Annotated in this window: 8 protein-coding genes; 7 read left to right on the top strand and 1 reads right to left on the bottom strand. The window is 60.4% G+C overall.

The window, feature by feature from the left end; translation table 11 throughout:
• The first annotated feature begins 103 nt into the window (after positions 1-103).
• The 4 genes from BW33_RS08130 (at position 104) to BW33_RS08115 (ending at position 5,476) form a co-directional block, all read left to right on the top strand.
• The gene (locus tag BW33_RS08130) at positions 104-691 is read left to right on the top strand and encodes a UPF0149 family protein (protein WP_007962155.1); all 588 of its coding nucleotides are present in this window, start codon (positions 104-106) and stop codon (positions 689-691) included.
• A 10-nt stretch (positions 692-701) separates the two neighbouring features.
• Positions 702-1,097, top strand: a complete 396-nt coding sequence (locus BW33_RS08125; protein WP_047598213.1) for a YbaN family protein — start codon at positions 702-704, stop codon at positions 1,095-1,097.
• Positions 1,098-1,427: 330 nt separating this feature from the next.
• A complete protein-coding gene (locus tag BW33_RS08120) occupies positions 1,428-3,185 on the top strand; it encodes a hypothetical protein (protein ID WP_152546100.1) in 1,758 nt (585 codons plus the stop codon).
• A 386-nt stretch (positions 3,186-3,571) separates the two neighbouring features.
• Positions 3,572-5,476 (top strand): hypothetical protein, encoded by a 1,905-nt coding sequence (locus BW33_RS08115; protein WP_047598233.1) that lies wholly within the window; start codon positions 3,572-3,574, stop codon positions 5,474-5,476.
• Between the two features lie 313 nt (positions 5,477-5,789).
• Here BW33_RS08115 and BW33_RS08110 read toward each other — a convergent pair whose 3' ends face one another.
• Positions 5,790-13,664: a retention module-containing protein gene (locus BW33_RS08110; RefSeq protein ID WP_047598211.1), complete on the bottom strand. Its 7,875-nt coding sequence runs from the start codon at positions 13,662-13,664 to the stop codon at positions 5,790-5,792.
• 532 nt (positions 13,665-14,196) lie between these two features.
• Between BW33_RS08110 and BW33_RS08105 the strand changes: the two genes are divergently transcribed.
• The 3 genes from BW33_RS08105 (at position 14,197) to BW33_RS08095 (ending at position 19,391) form a co-directional block, all read left to right on the top strand.
• A complete protein-coding gene (locus BW33_RS08105; protein WP_047598210.1) occupies positions 14,197-15,555 on the top strand; it encodes a TolC family outer membrane protein in 1,359 nt (452 codons plus the stop codon).
• A gap of 141 nt (positions 15,556-15,696) precedes the next feature.
• Complete coding sequence (locus BW33_RS08100; protein ID WP_047598209.1) at positions 15,697-17,859, top strand: type I secretion system permease/ATPase; 2,163 nt, start codon at positions 15,697-15,699, stop codon at positions 17,857-17,859.
• Positions 17,860-18,032: 173 nt separating this feature from the next.
• Entirely contained in the window at positions 18,033-19,391 is a 1,359-nt protein-coding gene (locus tag BW33_RS08095; RefSeq protein ID WP_047598208.1) for an HlyD family type I secretion periplasmic adaptor subunit, read from the top strand.
• The last annotated feature ends 44 nt before the right edge of the window (positions 19,392-19,435 follow it).

Below are 19,435 nucleotides of genomic sequence, written 5' to 3'. Positions count from 1 at the left end.
CCCCCTGCAGGCCGTGGCGGGGCAAATCTGCCATGCGGCTGGCTTGAGCGCTCAAGAAGGCCTAGAATTCCCGCATTGTTTATTCCCCCAAGGTAGCCCCGTAATGTCCTTCGCTGAGCAACTAACCCGCCTGCAAGTCTTTCTCGACGCCGACGAGCTGCACGAAGAGGCGCTGGATTACGTGGCCGCCCACGGTTACCTGACCGCCCTGTCGATCTGTGCAGAAGACGTACCGGAGCGTGAGTGGATCGACGCCCTGTTCGCTGAAGAGCCGCATTACAGCAGCGAGGCCCAGCGCGAAGAGATCGAAGCCACACTGATCGGCCTCAAGGCGCACATCGCCCGTCAACTGGCGTCCGACGAAGAATTCGAACTGCCGTGCGACCTGGACCTGGGCGACGAGCCGGACGACTCCGAACTGCGCGGCTGGTGCATCGGTTTCATGGAGGGCGTGTTCCTGCGTGAAGCGGCCTGGTTCGAGACCGCCGAAGAAGAGGTCAGCGAAATGCTTTTGCCGATCATGGTCGGTTCCGGCCTGTTCGACGAACAGCCAGAGTTCGAAGACATCGCCAAGGACGCCAACCTGATGGACGACATGATCGTGCAGATCCCGGAAGCCCTGACCGCGCTGTACCTGCTGTGCCAGGCCCCGGACGAAAAACCGGCGATCCTCAAGCCACGTCACCACTAAGACACAGCCTATGGACAACCCCATAGGCAACCGCCCCCTGATGTTGCGCTACTTCCTGCTGGCCGTTGGCTGGCTCAGCGTGGCATTGGGGGTGATCGGGATTTTCCTGCCTGTTCTGCCCACTACCCCTTTCCTTCTGCTCGCCGCAGCCTGCTTCGCGCGCAGCTCTCCGCGCTTCTATCAATGGCTGGTCGAGCATCCGAAGCTCGGACCATGGATCCGCGACTACCTCGATGGCAACGGTATTCCGCTCAAGGGCAAGGTCTACGCGATCGGGCTGATGTGGGCGAGCATTCTGTTCTCGTGTTACCTGGTGCCACTGCCGTGGGCACGGGGGTTCATGTTGACCAGTGCGGTGTTGGTGACGGTTTATATCTTGCGCCAGAAGACTTTGCACAAGTCTTGAACCGTTGAAAGATCGCCCCACCTGCCACTCGTCTTAAACCTGCGTCTACCTGTCAATCCTGACAGTAGGCGGTGCCAGGCAATACGGTTCTAATCGGGGCTGATCGGTCGCCCCCACGGGCATCCGCACATCTCTGAAGATGGGTATTTGCTCATGACTAGCCAGGCAACCAACAGCGCCGACGCATCAGAAGAACAAGTGATTGTCTTTCCACCGTCCTCAGGCATTGGCGTACTGGCAGTGCCGCCGCCCTATGTCATCGGTTACAAACCGTTGAGCGACGGTGCACTGGGGGTCAACTACAGCATGGTACACAGCGATCTTCAGGGTTTGCTGGTGTACATCCTCAGCTATCTGGATATGGCTCTCGGTGACCACATTGATGTCTATCTTGGCGATGCCCCTGTCTCTGTGGCCTCGTTTCCTGTTACCAGCGACCATTTCGATGCCGACGGCGTGGCCCGAAACATGCCTTTCTACATCAAGGCCAGCGACATGGCGTCCAGGTACCCGCAGCCGGGAAACCAGCCGGTCTGTTTCACCGTGAGCCGCATCAGCGGTAATGCCGAAGGTTCAACGCCCTATCCGCTGTTTTACAAAAGTTTTCCGCCGGGCAATCCGGACACTGACGGTGGCAAGCCATTCAACCAGGGTTTGCCGTTGCCCATCGCCTCGGAAACGATCATTGACCAAAGTGTGATCGACAGCGGCATGACCGTGACGATCAAAAGCTACCTGCATCAGGCACTGGAGGATGTGGTCACCCTCGCCTTCGGTACAGTGACGCTGACATTCAAAGTCACCCGTGCGACGGCCGATATTGTTTTTGAACTGACACCGCAGCAGCTCGCCACCCTGCCGCCGAGCGATTCGCTGGTGGTGCGCTACCAGTTGACGGACAGAGTGCACAATCAGAGCGGCTGGTCGGACGCCCTGACTCTGCAAAGCAAACCGGGGATCACTTTGCTGGCAGCCCCGATCGTCGAACAGGCGGACGCTTTTAACAGGGTCGACCACGGGGAACTCGCGGGTGACCCGATGTCGGTTCTGATCGTGGGTATTTTTGCCAGAAACGATCAGATCGAGTTGACACTGCAAGGACTTACACAAACCGGCGAAGCGGTTAACCACAGCTATCTCCAGACACTCACCGCGACAGGCCGAACCGTGTTCTTTGCGGTCGAGAACGAACGCGTGCAAGCCTTGATCCGCGGGTCTCTGCGCCTGACGTATACCGTGAACAAAGCGGGAGCCGAGGCGCCGCAACGCTCAAAGCCTGCCGACATCACCATTCAGGGCGGCGCCTTCACAGTACGCCCGCCAATCATCGAACAAGTCGTGAAGGACGAACTGCCAGCCAACACCAGCGTGGCCAAGGTGTTCATTCCCGATTACTGGGCCTTGAAAAGCGGCGCCTCCGTGCAACTGTACTGGCAGGTCGTCGATCAACTCGGGGTTGTGGTGCGCTTTATTTTCGGACGCACCATCACTGATCCGAACGCGCCGCTGACCTTCGATGTCGCCAGCCAATACATCGCGCCTTTTGCCGGCAATCCGCTGATCGTGCACTACGACGTGACCAATCCCGAACGCGCGTCGGTGCAGTCGGCGCCGCTTGAACTGCGAATCGGTGAGACTGCTACCCCCCCTCTGGAACGTGACCTGACGAACTTCGATCAATACGACTGGAATGGCTGGCGCCGGGGTCCGGCAACGCATCCGAATGACTGGAGCATCGTTTTCGAACAAGGCAATTACAAGGCGCAGAACTACACCTACAGCAACAACTCGGCAGAGGTGGTGCTGCAGAAACAATTTGCCAATCTGAAGCCCGGTGGTCGGTATTCGTTCACGATCAACTGCATCCGTTTTCGTACCGACTTTGCCGCCCCTTCGCTGTCGCTCAGTGCCGGTGGCGAGGACATCACCGAGCCGGTGACTCTCACTGACCAGGCCTTGATGCGTTTATCCGGCAGCTTTGTCGCCCGCGCCAGCGAGATGGTTCTGGCCATCGTCAGCCATGTCGAGTCGGGTGTCGGTAACGATTACCAGGTGGAGGATATTCTGGTGCAACTGCTCGACACCTGACCTCAACGAACCGCCGCACGCCACGACCTGAAAGCCCGGTATGCGAGAGCTTCCGGGCTTTTCGTTTTCGATCTGGAATTTTCGGGGTCTGACAGACCGCAATCGCGAGCAGGCGAAGGCCTACCTTTTTTGTCGAGCACATAACCCTGTGGCCACCGCAGATCCACTGTAGGAGTGAGCCCGCTCGCGATGAGGCCAGACCTACCAGCGCCTGTTCCTTCGGCACAACATTATCCAGCGCCTGATTCACCGCCAACGCCCCCAGCATCACCACTCGTCTTAAACCCGGCCCCACCTGTCAGATCTGACAGTAGGCAACGGCTCTTACCTGATGTGAGATGAGCCACGTCCGATTGGACAGACTCCCAACACTCAGGGTGCACGTCATGGATATTCAGTCTTCAACATTGGCCGAAACCTTTAAGCTTTTCGCGGTCTTCGTACCGGGCTGGGTATCGCCCGTGAATTCGCCCGCTCCCGCTCACGGGGGTATTCCGAGATCGCTGTACGACGACAAACCCACGGGGCTTCAGGTTGTAATTGATCCGTGGTCTGAGTCGCAGCGTCGCAACCAGAGCATGAAGGCCTTCGATTCAGTCGCCCTGTATGTCAACGATGATGCCCCGTCTGTGGCCGGAGATACCGTTCAACCCGGTGACGAACAGAAACGCATTGCCCTCAATATTCCCCACGGACACTTGATTCACGGCGTCAATAAGCTGTACTACAAAGTCACCCGGGGCAGCGGCAATGTCGAGCGCTCGCGCGACCTGCTGGTGCTCTATCACCTGCGTGCGCCGGGTAACCTTGCACTGGTGATTCCGGCCGATGTGGTCGCCAATGGTGTGAGTGCCGCACGGGCGGCCCAAGGGGTTGTATTCGGGTTTAGATACACCACTTTGCAGGCCTATGACGTGGTGCGTTTTCGCATCGGTAACGAGTCATTGACCAAAGAAGTCAGCGATCCTCAGACACCACTGACCATCACCCTTTCCACGGCGGACTTCCAGAAAATCGGCGACGGCAAGGTCGAACTCGATTTCGTGGTGACCGACCAATTGGGCAACTCTGCCACCTCGGGGGTGCAGACACTGGACATTCACCTTGCTGAGGTCGAGCTGAGTCCCCCCACCCTGGTCAAGCCAGCGGTTGATCCGATCGACGTACTGAACCATAAGAATGGCGTGACCATAAGGATCGACTATCCGGGCGCCCAATCTGGGGATAGGGCACGACTGATCGAAGTCAAGCCGCCAGCAGGCGCAACGCCGTTTCCTTTGGTGCAGTTCAACACAAACAATCGAGTCAATACCGTGCTGACACAGGCGTATCTTGCCGCTCGGCAAGGCAAAGAGATCCTGTTTCGCTGGAACCTGAACCGGGACGGTAAACCAGTCGGTAAATCGCCGGTACTTAATGTCAGGGTGTTGAAAATCGCCGATGGGGATCCACGATTGCCAGTCCCCATTATTGAGCCGGCTGATAGTTTCAGCGTCATTGATCTTAATGAGTTCACCACCACCCCTTTAGTGATATTCAACGACTGGCCGTTTAGCGGTGGTGGCTACACAGTCGATGTCAACGTCGTCGGCATTGACCAAAATGGCGATAGCTACACCATACCTGTCACCACACGTATATCCCTGAGTCAGGAGGAAGAACGCAGTGGCTTCAGCCGTCCTGCTTCACGCCAACAACTGAACTTGCTTCAGGATGGTTCAAGCGTGCACGTCGAAACCACCGTATATTTCAACGCAGAGATGTTGAGATTCGCAAATTCCAGACCCTACACCATCAAAATCAACAGAACCCCCATATTGTCGGAAAACTTCGATAGTTATCCTACGAAGGTCTTGGCACTGGGCGGCAAAATTACCTTGCCGAGCATGACCATCAGCTTTTTGACAGGCACTGGATATATGGGAATAACAGCCCTTTCAAGCATAGGCCCGATCAGCGGTGGTCCTTTTTATCCTATAGCGAATCAAAGCTCCGGCCAGATTCTGGAAATGCATATATCAGGCAGTGGCAAGACGCAAATCATGCACATTCAATTCAACTGGGGGTACTCCAGAGTTCGCTGCTATTGCCGATTCGCTCAATTCAGCAATATCCCAGTCGCTTTTTTTGATAGCAACAAAAAACTGATAGAACGAAAATATCTCTCTGACACAGCGCCCCCGCAGTTGGTAGAAGGCAACAGCCACGAAAACAATATCTGGAGCATGACCGTCACAACACCACAAATGGATTTAATTGCCTTCGATTACTTTTCAATGGAACGTAAATAAATAGAAAACGCCACGACTTTATTGATGGGTCGACTCGCAGGCTGACATCCCTTCTGTAGGAGCTGTCGAGTGCAACGAGGCTGCGATCTTTTGATCTTGTTTGATGACGAAAAGGGCAACGGCAAAAGATCGCAGGCTGCGGCAGCTCCTACAGGGGATTGGGTGCATTTGGTTAGAGGCAGGTTAGAGTCGCCGCCCCCCCTGTAGGAGGGAGTTCGCGAAGGCTGACTCGCCGGCAACACATTCCGTCAGGCAGAAAAAAACCGCCGCTCCAATCAACCGGAGCGGCGGGTTTTGTCGTTTCAGGCCTTGATCACACCGTGTCCACCTTCAGCGAATGATCATTGAGCATGCCGCTGATGATCGTCGCCGTGTCGTGCCCGCCGGCCACCACTCCACCCGCCCCAGGGGTTACACCGTAGTGGCTGGCGAGGTTGACGCCGGCCAGGTCGATGGTCTGGTTCGGCGTGGCGCCGGCCATGGCGCTGACGTCGATGCTGGTGAGCACCGAGGCGCCGCTGCCGGTGACGGTGAAGTGCAGGTAGTCGTCGAGCGAGGCGGTGGTGCCGTTTTCACCTTGCAGCAGTTGCGACAGGTCGAGCTTGTCGGTGCCGGGGGTGAAGTCGGTGATGGTGTCGTGGCCGCTGTTGCCCTTGAGGTACTGGAAGGTATCGGCGCCCGGCCCGCCAGTGAGGGTGTTGTTGCCCATGCCGCCGATCAGCAGGTCATCACCGCCGCCACCGTTGAGGATGTCGTTGCCCAGGCCGCCGTTGATCACGTTGTTATTGTTGTCGCCGGTCAGGGTGTCGTTGAAGTTCGAGCCGACGAGGTTTTCGATTCCGGTCAGGGTGTCCGTCCCCGCGCCGAGGGTGTTTTGCGCACCAAGCAGACCGAGGTTGACCGTGACCCCGGCGGTGGCGTGGGCATAGCTGACCGTGTCGATGCCGGTGCCGCCGTCGAGCATGTCGTTGCCCGGGCCGCTGTAGAGCAAGTCGTTGCCCGCACCGCCGTGCATCTCGTTGTTGCCGGAACCGGCGGTCAGTACGTCGTTGCCGTCGCCGGCGTTGATGATGTTGTCGCCGCTGCCGGCCACCAGCACGTCATCCCCCGAGGTGCCGGTGAGGGTGTGGCCGTCCTGATAGCTGATGCTCACATTGGCGGTGTCGCTGCCGCCATGGTTGTCGTTGGCGGTGTAGGTGCCGTTGAAGTCCGGGGTAATGTCATGCGCCCCGGCGTAGTTGAGGGTCATGGTCAGCTGATAGTTTTCCGCCGCGTTGGGGTTACCGCCGCCGCTGGGATTGGTGATGTTGGTGATGTGGATCTGATAGACGCCATCGGCCGACGCGGTGAGGGTTTGCCCGTCCGCCAGGGTTGTGTAGGCGCCACCGTTGATCGAGTACTCCATGGTGACGAGACCGGCCGCCAGGTTGTGATCAAGGTTGAGGGTTTCGCCCTGGCGCAGGTTGACGGTAATGCGGTCTTCATCGTTGGCGTTGCTGTTGGTCACCGCACCGAGATAGCCACTGACCACCAGCACGGCAGTCATTGTCGCGGCGTTGGCACTGAACGAATTACGCACGTTGGCCAGGTTCTGGTTGGCGGCGGTGTTGGCGTTAGTGCCGGTGAAGTTGATCGCACCGGTGCCGGTGAAGTCCGCCGCTTTCGAGATCCAGCCCGTGTTGAAACTGGTGGGCGTGGCGTTGAGCGTATCGCCGTTCGGATCGCTGTCATTGGCCAGCAACAGTTCGCCCGGCACGACGATATTGCCCGACAGCACGTTGGTGATGACGTGGTCGTCCACGGCCACCGGTGGCGCGTTGGGGATCACTTTCACAGTCAGCGTCGAGCTGGCGAGGTCGCCGTCGTTGTCGCTGAGGGTGAAGCCGATGTTCTCGGTAATCACCGTGGTCGTGGTTTTCTGCGAGGTGTAGCTGTAATCACCGGTGTCGAGGTTGATCACCAGCGTGCCGCTGCTGTTGGTGGCGATGCTGATCGTGTTGTTCACGGTGTTGAACGTGCCGTGGTTGGTGCCGCCGCTTGCGGTCAACGAACCCTGGCCGCTGTTGGCGCGCGGGTCATAGGTGTAGGTGGTGCCGTCGACCACGATGGATTTGATGAAGCCGCCATCGGCGCCGAACGTACCGCCCTCGCCCAGCAATGAACCGGTGACCGGCGCACCTTCCACAGTGCCCGACAGTACCGAGTTGAGCTGATTGAGATCAGTGACCACCACCGCGTTGGTGTTGGTGTGGCTGATGCCGTCATAGGCCAGCGGATCGAGGTTCGCGTTGCTCACGCCGCTGCCCAGACCGATGGCGTAGTTCTTGATGTTGTTGGCATCGAGGAAGTTTTTCAGCGCTGCCTCATCAGCGGCGTTGATGTCGCCTTCGTTGGGCTTGCCGTCGGAGAAGAAGTAGCCGACGTTCTGCGCCCCGGTGAGTTTGCCCGAGGTATTGAACGCGGTCTGCATCACCGCCACCGCAGCGTCGTAGTTGGTACCGCCACCGGCGGTGAGACCGGCGAGTATGGTCTTGGCCGTCGCCACATCCACCCACACCGAAGTCCGGTCCGTGGCGCTACTGCTGAAGGTGACGAGTTGTACCTTTACATCGCCGAGGTCATCGTATTTGTCGAGCAAGGCACTGATCGCCTGCTTGGCCAGCGCCAGCCGTGACAGCCCCGGTACACCGGAGGCGTCGGCCATACTGCCGGAGATGTCGAGGACAATCAGCAGGTTGGAATCGATCTCCACCGCCGCCACCGAACGATCCGAAGGCACCGCTTTCGGTACGTCGTCGACGATGTTGACCACGAGGGTGCTGGTGGTGCTGTTGCCCAGCGCATCGGTGGCTTTGTAGGTGAAGCTTTCGCTCAGGGTGTTGGCGCCGTCGTTGGCGTTCGGCGTGGTTTTCGGTGCCGAGGTCAGGGTGTAGGTGTAAGTGCCGTCGGCGTTGAGCTGGATCTGCCCGTAAGTGCCGGTGGCGCTGCCGACCAGGGTGTAGGTGATCGCCCCGCTGCCGCCGGTGACCGCGCCGACCAGCGTGCCGCTGGCGGTTTCGCCGGTGTTGCTCGGGTCGCTGCCGGTGACCGTGCCGGGCGCCAGATCCTGGCCGTCCTGGGTCAGGTCGAGGGCTTTTTCGTAGACCGTCACGTCCTGATCGACTGAGGCCACGAGCTTGCTGTCAGCGACGTTGATGGTGATGGTGGTGGTGCTTTCATCGCCGTCACTGTCGCGGATGGTGTAGGTGAACGTGTCGGTGGCGCCTGGTGGGCTCACCGAGTTCGGGTTGCTGTGATAGATGGCGTTGCCTGCCGCATCTAGGGTCAGGTAGCCGTAGGTGCCGTTGATGTTGCTGTTGAGGCCGCCGATCGCCGAGCTTGAGGTGTCGCCGCCGGCGCGCACGCCGACCACTGCTCCGCCTGCCGCTGCGCCATCGGCGCCGGTGACGTCATTGCCCAACACGCTGACATTCACCGTACCGCCCTCCGCCACCGAGCCGGTGTCGGCCTTGGCAGTCGGCAAATCGTCGATGATGTTGACGTTGATCTGGCCGCTGGCGGTGCTGCCATCGGTGTCCGTCGCGACCACGTTGAAGTTTTCGGTGAGGCTGTTGGCGCCGTTAGCGGTCGGGTGATTTTCGTTGTCCACCAACGTGTAGCTGTAGCTGACCACGCCGGTCGCCGGGTTGTAGCCGGTCACGGTGAACGTGCTGCCCAGCGGCGACACCACCGATTGCGGAAAGCCTGCGGCGACCCCGTTGGTCACTACGGCAATGCCACCGACGGTGAGGGTTTGCAGTCCATCAAGGGCCGTGACGGTGAAGGTACCGCTCTGGGTCAGCGCCGGGGTATCAGGGCTGGTGCCGTCACTGAGGTTTTTCTCGTAGACGGTGAGTTCACCGCCATTGACGTCGAGCCCGTTGAGCACCACCGGATCGTCGTTGTTGTGGATGTTCAGCACCAGGTTGGCGGTGCTGGTATCGCCGTCGGCATCGGTGAGCGTGTAGGTGAATGTCTCGGTGCCATTTCCACCGCCGTGCAGCGCTTTGAAATCGGCGTCAGCCGGGTTGAGCGTATAGGTGTAAGTGCCGTTGGCGTTGAGCACCAGCGTGCCGTACGTCCCGGTGAAGGTACCGGCGGTGATCGGCCCGGCATTCGGTCCGGTGGCGACCACATCCGCGCCTTGCACGTCGTTGCTCAACACATTGCCGGTCAGGGTCAGTTGGGTTTCCGAGGCGCTGTTAGCGTTATTGTCGTTGAGGGCTTTGGGCACGTCATCGACGATGCTGACGACGATGGTGCTGGTGACCACATTGCCCAGCGAATCGGTGGCCTGATAGGTGAAGGTTTCAGTCAGGGTATTGGCACCGTCATCGGCATGCGGTGTGGTGGTTGCCGGCGAGGTCAGCGTGTAGGTGTAAGTGCCGTTGGGGTTGAGCACGATCTGCCCATAGTTGCCGGTGGCACTGCCGACCAGCGCATAGCTGATCGCTCCGACCGCGCCGGTGACTGAGCCGACGAGGGTGCCGGACGCGGTTTCACCCGTATCGGTCGGATCGCTGCCGGTGACTGTACCGGGGGCCAGATCGGCACCGTCCCTGGTCAGGTCCAGGGCTTTTTCGTAGACCGTGACGTCGGTGTCGCTGGTCGCATACAGCTTGCTGTTGGCGACATCGATGGTGATGGTCGTGGTGCTTTCATCGCCGTCGGAATCGCGCACGGTGTAGGTGAACACATCCACCGTGCCGGGGCCGCTCACGGCATTGGGATTGCTGTGATAGACCGCGTTGCCGTTGGCGTCCAGCGTCAGGTAACCGTACGTGCCATTGATGTTGCTGTTGAGTCCGCCAATGGCCGAGGTCGAGGTGTCGGAGCCGGCGCGCACACCGACCACCGCACCGGTCACCGCCGGGCCGTCGGCGCCGCCGATGTCATTGTCGAGCACGTTGCCGCTGACGGTGCCACCCTCCGCCACCGACGCGGCATCAGGATGGGCACTGGGCAGATCATCGACGATGTTGACGTTGATCTGGCCGCTGGCGGTGCTGCCGTCAGTGTCCGTAGCAACTACGTTGAAGTTCTCGGTGATGCTGTTGGCGCCGTTGGCGTTCGGATGGGTTTCGTTGTCGACCAGGGTGTAGCTGTAGCTGACCACGCCGGTCGCCGGGTTGTAGCCGGTGATGGTCAGCGTGCTGCCCAACGGCGTGACGATCGATTGCGGGAAGCCTGCGGCCACACCACCGGTAACAACGTTGATCCCGCCCACGGTCAGGGTTTGCAAACCGTCGAGCGCGGTCACCGTGAAGGTGCCGCTCTGGGTCAGCGCCGGTGCATCGGGACTGGTGCCGTCGCTGAGGTTTTTTTCGTAAACGGTGAGTTCGCCGCCATTCACATCCAGGCCGTTGATGATCACCGGATCGTCGTTGTTGTGGATTTGCAGGACGAGGTTCGCGGTGCTGGTATCGCCGTCAGAATCGGTGAGGGTGTAGGTGAAAGTCTCGGTGCCATTGCCGCCGCCGTGCAGGTTTTTGAAGTCGGCGTCGGTGGTGTTGAGCGTGTAGGTGTAGGTGCCGTCGGTATTCAGTACCAGGGTGCCGTAGGTGCCGGTGAACGTACCGGCGGTGACCGGGCCACTCGGAACGCGGTCGGCGCCTTGCACGTCGTTGGTCAGCACGTTGCCTGTCAGCGTGAGCGTGGTTTCCGAAGCCGTCCCCGTGTTGCTGTCATCGACCGCTTTGGGCAGGTCGTCGATCACGTTCACATCGAGGGTTGCAGTGGCAGTCGTGCCGTTGTCGTCCACGACGGTGACGGCGAATTGTTCAGGCAGATTGTTGGCGCCGTTGGCCGTCGGATGGGCCTCATTGTCGACCAAGGTGTAGCTGTAACTCACTACCCCGGTGGTCGCGTTGAAACCGGTGATGGTCAGCGTACTGCCCAACGGTGTGGTGACCGATTGCGGGAAGCCTGCAGCGACGCCATTGGTGACAACCGCGATGCCGCCGACGGTCAGCGTGGTGACGCCGTCCAGTGCGGTGATGGTGAAGGTGCCGCTTTGGGTCAGCGCGGTAGAGTCCGGGGCGCTGCCGTCGCTGAGGTTTTTTTCGTAAACGGTGAGTTCGCCGCCATTCACATCCAGGCCGTTGATGATCACCGGATCGTCGTTGTTGTGGATTTGCAGGACGAGGTTCGCGGTGCTGGTATCGCCGTCAGAATCGGTGAGGGTGTAGGTGAAAGTCTCGGTGCCATTGCCGCCGCCGTGCAGGTTTTTGAAATCGGCGTCGGTGGTGTTGAGCGTGTAGGTGTAGGTGCCGTCGGTATTCAGTACCAGGGTGCCGTAGGTGCCGGTGAACGTACCGGCGGTGACCGGGCCACTCGGAACGCGGTCGGCGCCTTGCACGTCGTTGGTCAGCACGTTGCCTGTCAGCGTGAGCGTGGTTTCCGAAGCCGTCCCCGTGTTGCTGTCATCGACCGCTTTGGGCAGGTCGTCGATCACGTTCACATCGAGGGTTGCATTGGCGGTGGTGCCGTTGTCGTCCACGACGGTGACGGCGAATTGTTCAGGCAGATTGTTGGCGCCGTTGGCCGTCGGATGGGCCTCATTGTCGACCAAGGTGTAGCTGTAACTCACTACCCCGGTGGTCGCGTTGAAACCGGTGATGGTCAGCGTACTGCCCAACGGTGTGGTGACCGATTGCGGGAAGCCTGCAGCGACGCCATTGGTGACAACCGCGATGCCGCCGACGGTCAGCGTGGTGACGCCGTCCAGTGCGGTGATGGTGAAGGTGCCGCTTTGGGTCAGCGCACTCGAGTCCGGCTCGCTGCCGGTGCCGAGGTTTTTTTCATAGACCGTCAGCTCGCCCCCCTCGACGTTCAAGCCATTGATCACCACCGGATCGTCGTTGTTGTGAATCTGCAAAACCAGATTCGCAGTACTGGTGTCGCCGTCCGAATCGGTGAGGGTGTAGGTGAAAGTCTCGGTACCATTGCCGCCACCGTGCAGAGCTTTGAAATCCGCGTCGCTGGTGTTCAGGGTGTAGGTGTACGTGCCATTGGCATTCAATACGAGGGTGCCGAAAGTGCCGGTAAAGGTGCCGGCAGTGACCGGGCCGGTCGGTACGCGATCGGCGCCTTGCACGTCGTTGGTCAGCACGTTGCCGGTCAGGGTCAGCAGGGTTTCCGAGGCGGTGTTGGCGTTGCTGTCATTCGCCGCTTTGGGCACGTCGTCGATGATGTTGACGTCGAGCGAGCCGGTGGCGCTGTCGCCATTGCTGTCGCTTGCGGTCACGGTGAAATGTTCGCTGAGGCTGTTGGCGCCGTCACCGGCCGGATGGGCGTCGTTGCCGTTGAGGGTGTAGCTGTAGCTGACCACTCCGGTGCTGGCGTTGTAACCGGTGATGGTCAGGGTGTTGCCCAGTTGTGTGGTGATCGACTGCGGGAACCCGGCCGCCACGCCACCGCTGATCACGTTGATACCGCCGATGTTCAGACTGCTCAGCCCGTCCGGCGCCGACACTGTGAAGCTGCCGCTCTGGGTCAGCGTGCCGGGGTTGGCCGAGGAGCCGGCAGGCAGGTTGGCTTCGTTGAGGGTCAACTCGCCCCCGGGCACCGCGAGGCCGCTGAGGGTCACCGGATTGTTGACCGGCGGCGGCACGATCGGCGTGTTATCGCCGTTATCGATCACCGCGTTATGCCGCTCTTCGGGAAACTCGGGAATACCGTTGAAACCGGCGGTCGGGAAGCCGATCACCGGATCCACTCGCCCACCGACTTCCGTCAGCAGGACAAAACTGTGGCCGCCGCCCAGCTCACCGGGCGCGCCGCCCGGCGCATTCGGGCCAGCGGCGGTGGCTTCTGCCGCTTTGGTCGGGTCTTCGCCGGCAGCGATGGCTTTCTGGATCTGCTCGACGTCAGTCAGCTGTGCCTGGCTTGGGGTCAGCGCTTCAGGGGAATCGACATGCACGGCCTGATTGGCCAGCAGTTGCCCGGACAGGGTCATGCTGCTGTCGCGACCCAGGGTCAACTCGCGGCCATTTTCCAGATGAACGGCGACGGCGCCTTCCGCCCCGGTGATCAATTGATCGCCGGCATACAGGCGGTCGCCCTCGACCAGGGCGCGGCGTGTGCCGTCGGTGCCCTGCGCAAAAACCTGACCAATGACTTTAGTGACGATCCCGATGAGCGTTGCCATGTGAAATTCCTCCGCTGCCGACCACCGTCGGCACTGGTTCGCGAAGCAGCCCATGGCTCAATCGGGTTGTCGGGGCGACGCTCGCACCTCGACAGTTCGTGTCGCAGGTTGCGCAAACAAGGAAACCTCAGTGCTTTCAAGCACTTCGCAATCCTGATGAATGCAGCACACCCACTAACGCTACGTAACGGTGGTGAATCACCCGAGTGACAAAAATCTGTCGCTCATCTGCCGCTACGCGTCCCTCCCCTTCAGCAGTACTTCGCCGTATGTCGCAAAGTGAATGGAACTTTCCTCAAGCCTTTTTGTGCTCCCTAAAGCGCATGAAACAAAGGCTTTCGCCCTGAACAATGTGCCGGTTTTCGAGAACCGCATAAGTTTTTTTCGGCATAAGCCTTATGAAAATTTTTTCTTAGCTACGCTTCAGGATGTTCTTAGCTCTGTTGTTACAAGAGTGAAACGCTTACACCTCAAATTATCGTCAAATATTTGGCGACAGTAACGCACCATCAGGACCCAGGGAGATGCACCCATGCGCGTACTAACCCCCCTCTGCAGCGCGGTTTTGCTGGCCATGGCTTGCACTTCCCAAGCCCAGGCCATGAACCTGACCGAAGCGATTCAAAGCACCATCGCCACCCACCCGGAACTCGCCTCGCGCGTGGACGCCAAACTGTCAGCCGATGAGCAGGTAAAAGTCGCCAAGGGCGGCTTCTATCCGTCCGTCGATTTGAATGCCGCTTACGGGCGCGGTTACAGCGACAACACCAACACCCGTGCGCTGGGTAATCACCACACTTCGATTCTCAACTACACCCAGTCCGAGCTACGGCTGCGGCAGATGATCTTCGACGGTTTCAACACCGCCAACGAAGTCGAGCGCACCAAGGGTGTGTCCAACTCCCGCGCCTACTACGCGCAAGGCACCGCTCAGGATCTGGCCCTGCGCACCATCGAGGTCTACCTCGAAGTGCTCAAGCGCCGTGAACTGGTGACCCTGGCCAAGAACAACCTGCAAGCGCATTTGCGCGTCAACGATCAGATCGGCCTGCGCACCGAGCGCGGCATAGGCAGTACCGCCGACTCCGATCAATCGGTCGCCCGTAAGGCGCTGGCGCAGAACAACCTCGACACCGCCGAAGTCGATCTGGCCGACGCCGAGTCGAATTTCTACGCCGTGGTCGGGCGCATGCCCGATGAGCTCGAAGCACCACCATCGACTCGCGGCGAAATCCCCACCAGCCTGCCGGAAGCCCAGCAGAGCATGGTCGAGAACAACCCGTACCTGAAATCCGCGCAGGCGGACGTGCAGTCGGCCGAGAGCCAGTACGAAGTTGCCAAGTCGCCGTTCTACCCACGCTTCGACGCCGAAGCGGCGGTGGGCGCGAACAACAACGTGCAAGGTGATGAAGGCCACGACAACGAATGGCGCGTGGGCGTGATCATGAACTACAACCTGTTCCGCGGCGGCAGCGACAAGGCTCGTCTGGCCTCCGATGCGCACCAGATCAACCAGGCGATGGACATCCGCAACAATGCCCTGCGTCAGTTGAACGAGAACATTCACCTGGCGTGGAACGCCATGACCAACGCGAAGAAACAGACTCCGACCGCCCGTGAATATGCCGAGACCACCAAACGAGTCCGCGCGGCTTATCAGGATCAGTTCGGTCTCGGACAACGCACCCTGCTCGACTTGCTCGACAGTGAAAACGAGCTCTACAACGCCAACCGTCGCTACACCGAAATCCGCTACACCGAGGAATACTCGATGTACCGCGTGCTGGCGAACATGGGCCAGTTGCTGAGCAAGCAACGGGTGGTGCTGCCAGCAGATGCGATCGCCGCGACCGAGGTGAAAAACGAAGCGCGCCTGCCCGAACTGAAATGAGGTAACCCCTTGTAGGAGCTGCCGAAGGCTGCGATCTGTTGATCTTGATCTGCAAAAACAACATCAAAAGATCGCAGCCTTCGGCAGCTCCTACAGGGGCGATGTGTCGATAGCCGAGTCAGTTCAACAGGGGCGATCAAAATGACTAGCATGGCCGAAGGCGGCAACGCCGGGATTGATCCGCGGCTGAGCTTCGATGACCCGTTACTCGACGGTCTGTTGATCCTCTGCAAACTGCATGGCGCGACGGTCAGTCGTGCCAGCCTGAGTGCCGGGCTGCCCCTGAACAAGCAACGTCTGAGCCTGGATCTGCTGCCCCGCGCAGCCGCCCGGGCCGGCTTGCAGGCGCGCTTGTTGCGCCGCGAGCTGAAGGATATTTCTGCGCTGAATCTGCCGATTCTGCTGCTGCTCAAGGACGGCCGAACCGCCGTGCTGCGGCGTTTCGCCGACGACGGCAAGGCGCTGATCCTGCCCAGCGAAGCCGATGGCGGCGAGCAATGGGTCGAGCGCGAAGAACTTGCCGAACACTACAGCGGCCAGGCCTTGTTCGCCCGTCCGCGCCACGAACTCGAAGACTTGCGTTCACCGCTGGTGCCGCGGGTTCACGCCTGGTTTCGCGACACCCTCAAGTTGTCGAAATGGCTGTACAGCGACGCCATCCTCGCCAGTTTCCTGATCAACCTGCTGGGCCTGATGGTGCCGCTGTTCGTCATGCAGACCTACGACCGCGTGGTGCCGAATCAGGCCACGTCGACCCTCTGGGTGTTGTCGATCGGCCTGCTGATCGGCACCGGTTTCGAACTGGTGCTGCGGGTGGTGCGCGCGCACCTGCTGGACACTGCCGGGAAGAAAACCGATGTGATCCTTTCCGCGACTTTATTTGAACGCATCACCGGCATGGCGATGAAGGCGCGGCCGGCAACCATCGGCGGTTTTGCCCAGAGCATTCATGACTTTCAGGGCCTGCGCGAATTCCTCACCGCTGTGACCCTGACCAGCCTGATCGATCTGCCGTTCGTGGTGTTGATGCTGGTGGTGATCGGCCTGCTCGGCGGCTGGCTGGTGGTGATTCCGCTGCTGGCATTTCCGCTCACGATTATTTTTGCCCTGGTGATTCAGGTGCGCCTGCGTGACACCGTGCAGAAAAGCCTGAGCCTCGGTGCCGAACGGCAGGCGCTGCTGATCGAAACCCTCGGCGGCCTGGAAACCCTCAAGGCCTGCAGCGCCGAAAGCGAGCGCCAGCACAAATGGGAAAGCACCCACGGCGCCCTCACCCGCCTCGACAGCCACGCGCGCAACCTCTCGGCGCTGGCGACCAACGGCACGCTGTTCATCCAACAGTTCTCGGGGATGGCGACGATCGTCGCCGGGGTCTACAGCATCATCGCCGGTAACCTCAGCGTCGGTGCGCTGGTGGCCAGCTACATGCTCGGCAGCCGGGTGCTCGCGCCGCTGGGGCAGATCGCCGGGCTGATCACGCGCTACCAGCAAGCGCAACTGACCATGAAAAGCACCGACGCGCTGATGGGCCTGCCACAGGAGCGCGACGGCAAGCAGCGGCCACTGGAACGCACGCAACTGCAAGGTGCGCTGGACGTCAGCGGCGTGACCTTTCACTACAACGGCCAGAACGCGCCGGCGCTGAGCAACGTCAGCTTCAGCATGAAACCCGGCGAGCGGATCGGCATCATCGGCCGCAGCGGTTCCGGCAAAAGCACCCTGGCGCGGCTGGTGATGGGTTTCTATGAACCCGAAGAAGGCCAGTTGCTGCTCGACGGTCTCGACCTGCGGCAACTGGATGTCGCCGACCTGCGCCAGCAGATCGGTTATGTCGCCCACGACCTGCCGCTTTTGGCCGGCAGCCTGCGCGACAACCTGACCCTCGGCGCTCGCTACATCAGCGATTCGCGCATGCTCGAAGTCGCCGAACTGACCGGCGTCACCGAACTGGCGCGCCAGCATCCGCAAGGTTTCGACCGGCCGGTGGGCGAGCGCGGGCAGTTGCTCTCCGGTGGCCAGCGTCAGGCGGTGTTACTCGCCCGGGCGTTGCTGCTCGACCCACCGATCATGCTGCTCGATGAACCCACCAGCGCCATGGACAACAGCAGTGAAGACCTGCTGCGCCAGAAGCTCCACGGCTGGGTGCAAGGCAAAACCCTGCTGCTGGTCACCCACCGCACCTCGATGCTGAGCCTGGTGGACCGGTTGCTGGTGCTGGACAACGGCCGGGTCGTCGCCGACGGCCCGAAAGAAGCGGTCATCGATGCACTGCGCAAGGGCCGCGTCGGCTCGGCGGCGGTTTAGCCGATGCAACATAAACCGGTGGCCACCTACTGTCCGTGGCGAGGGAGCTTGCTCCCGCTTGGGTGCGCAGCGCCCACAAGATCTTTGGGGCTGCTGCGCAACCCAGCGGGAGCAAGCTCCCTCGCCACAAGGAATGTGTTGACCTGTTTCTCTTGAGTGAGGGGTATCGCCGCATGTCAGCTTCATCTTCGAAAGAGCGCGGCTACTTCGACAGTTTCGGCAAAAGCGCCGAAGCCGAGTTCATGCCGGAAACCGCCGGCGCTTCGCTGCAGGATTCGCCGCGCTGGTCGCGGATCACCGTGTGGCTGGCCGCGGCGCTGCTGGTCAGCGCGCTGGTCTGGGCCAAGTTCGCCGTGCTTGAAGAAGTGACCATGGGCGAAGGCAAGGCAATTCCGTCGAGCAAGGTTCAGGTGATCCAGAACCTGGAAGGCGGGATCGTCACCGAGATTTTTGTCCGTGAAGGGCAAATGGTGAACAAGGGCGACAAGCTGCTGCGCCTGGATGACACACGCTTCCTGTCGAACAAGGGTGAGAGCGAAGCCGACCGTTACGCGCTGACCGCGCAAGTCGAACGCCTTTCCGCCGAAGCCGAGGGCCGTCCGTTCAAGCTGTCTGACGAGGTGATCGCCAAGGCGCCACAGGTCGCCGAAGACGAACGGGCGCTGTACGACCAGCGCCAGCGCCGTCTGGCCAGTGAGCAACGCACCCTCACCGAACAGCTGCGGCAGAAGACTCAGGAGCTGGCGGAGTTTCGCTCCAAGCAAGGCCAGTACAGTTCCAGCCTGGCGCTGCTGCAGCAAGAGATGAACATGTCGGCGCCGCTGGTCGGCACTGGTGCGGTGTCACCGGTGGAGATCCTGCGACTGAAACGCAGCGCGGTGGAAATTCGCGGCTCGCTGAACGCGACGACTTTGGCGATCCCACGGGCGGAATCGGCGATCAACGAGATCAAGAGCAAGATCGACGAATCGGAACAGACCTTCCGCTCCGACGCCGCCAAGGACCTCAATCAGAAGCGCACCGACCTGTCGAAAATCACCGCGTCGAGCATCGCCATCGACGACCGGGTCAGCCGCACCACCGTGACCTCACCGGTGCACGGGGTGATCAAGCAACTCAAGGTCAACACCATCGGCGGCGTGGTGCAGCCGGGCAGCGACATGGTGGAAATCGTGCCACTGGAGGACAACCTGCTGATCGAAGCCAAGGTCCGTCCGCAAGACGTCGCGTTCCTCCATCCGGGCCAGAAAGCCATGGTCAAGTTCAGTGCCTATGACTACACGATCTACGGCGGGCTGAGCGCGAAACTGGAACTGATCGGCGCCGACACGATTACCGATGACAAGGGCAACAGCTTCTACCTGATTCAGGTGCGCACCGATAAAAACCATTTGGGCGGGGATGTGAAACCGCTGCTGATCATCCCGGGGATGGTGGCGACGGTGGACATTATTACCGGGGAGAAAAGCGTGCTGGATTACCTGCTCAAACCAGTGCTCAAAGCCCGGACCGAGGCGATGCGCGAGCGGTAGGCATTGTTGGGATTTGCGGTGATTGATCCGACGCCTTCGCGAGC

Source organism: Pseudomonas sp. RIT288 (genome assembly GCF_000631985.1).
Lineage (GTDB): Bacteria > Pseudomonadota > Gammaproteobacteria > Pseudomonadales > Pseudomonadaceae > Aquipseudomonas.
This window is presented reverse-complemented; position numbering and strand designations above follow the sequence as displayed.

What these genes read in the sequence shown, in the direction of transcription:
- BW33_RS08130 (WP_007962155.1), top strand. Translation starts at nt 104, where the DNA reads ATGTCCTTCGCTGAGCAACTAACCCGCCTGCAAGTCTTTCTCGACGCC.
- BW33_RS08125 (WP_047598213.1), top strand. Translation starts at nt 702, where the DNA reads ATGGACAACCCCATAGGCAACCGCCCCCTGATGTTGCGCTACTTCCTG.
- BW33_RS08115 (WP_047598233.1), top strand. Translation starts at nt 3,572, where the DNA reads ATGGATATTCAGTCTTCAACATTGGCCGAAACCTTTAAGCTTTTCGCG.
- BW33_RS08110 (WP_047598211.1), bottom strand. Translation starts at nt 13,664, where the DNA reads ATGGCAACGCTCATCGGGATCGTCACTAAAGTCATTGGTCAGGTTTTT.
- BW33_RS08105 (WP_047598210.1), top strand. Translation starts at nt 14,197, where the DNA reads ATGCGCGTACTAACCCCCCTCTGCAGCGCGGTTTTGCTGGCCATGGCT.
- BW33_RS08100 (WP_047598209.1), top strand. Translation starts at nt 15,697, where the DNA reads ATGACTAGCATGGCCGAAGGCGGCAACGCCGGGATTGATCCGCGGCTG.
- BW33_RS08095 (WP_047598208.1), top strand. Translation starts at nt 18,033, where the DNA reads ATGTCAGCTTCATCTTCGAAAGAGCGCGGCTACTTCGACAGTTTCGGC.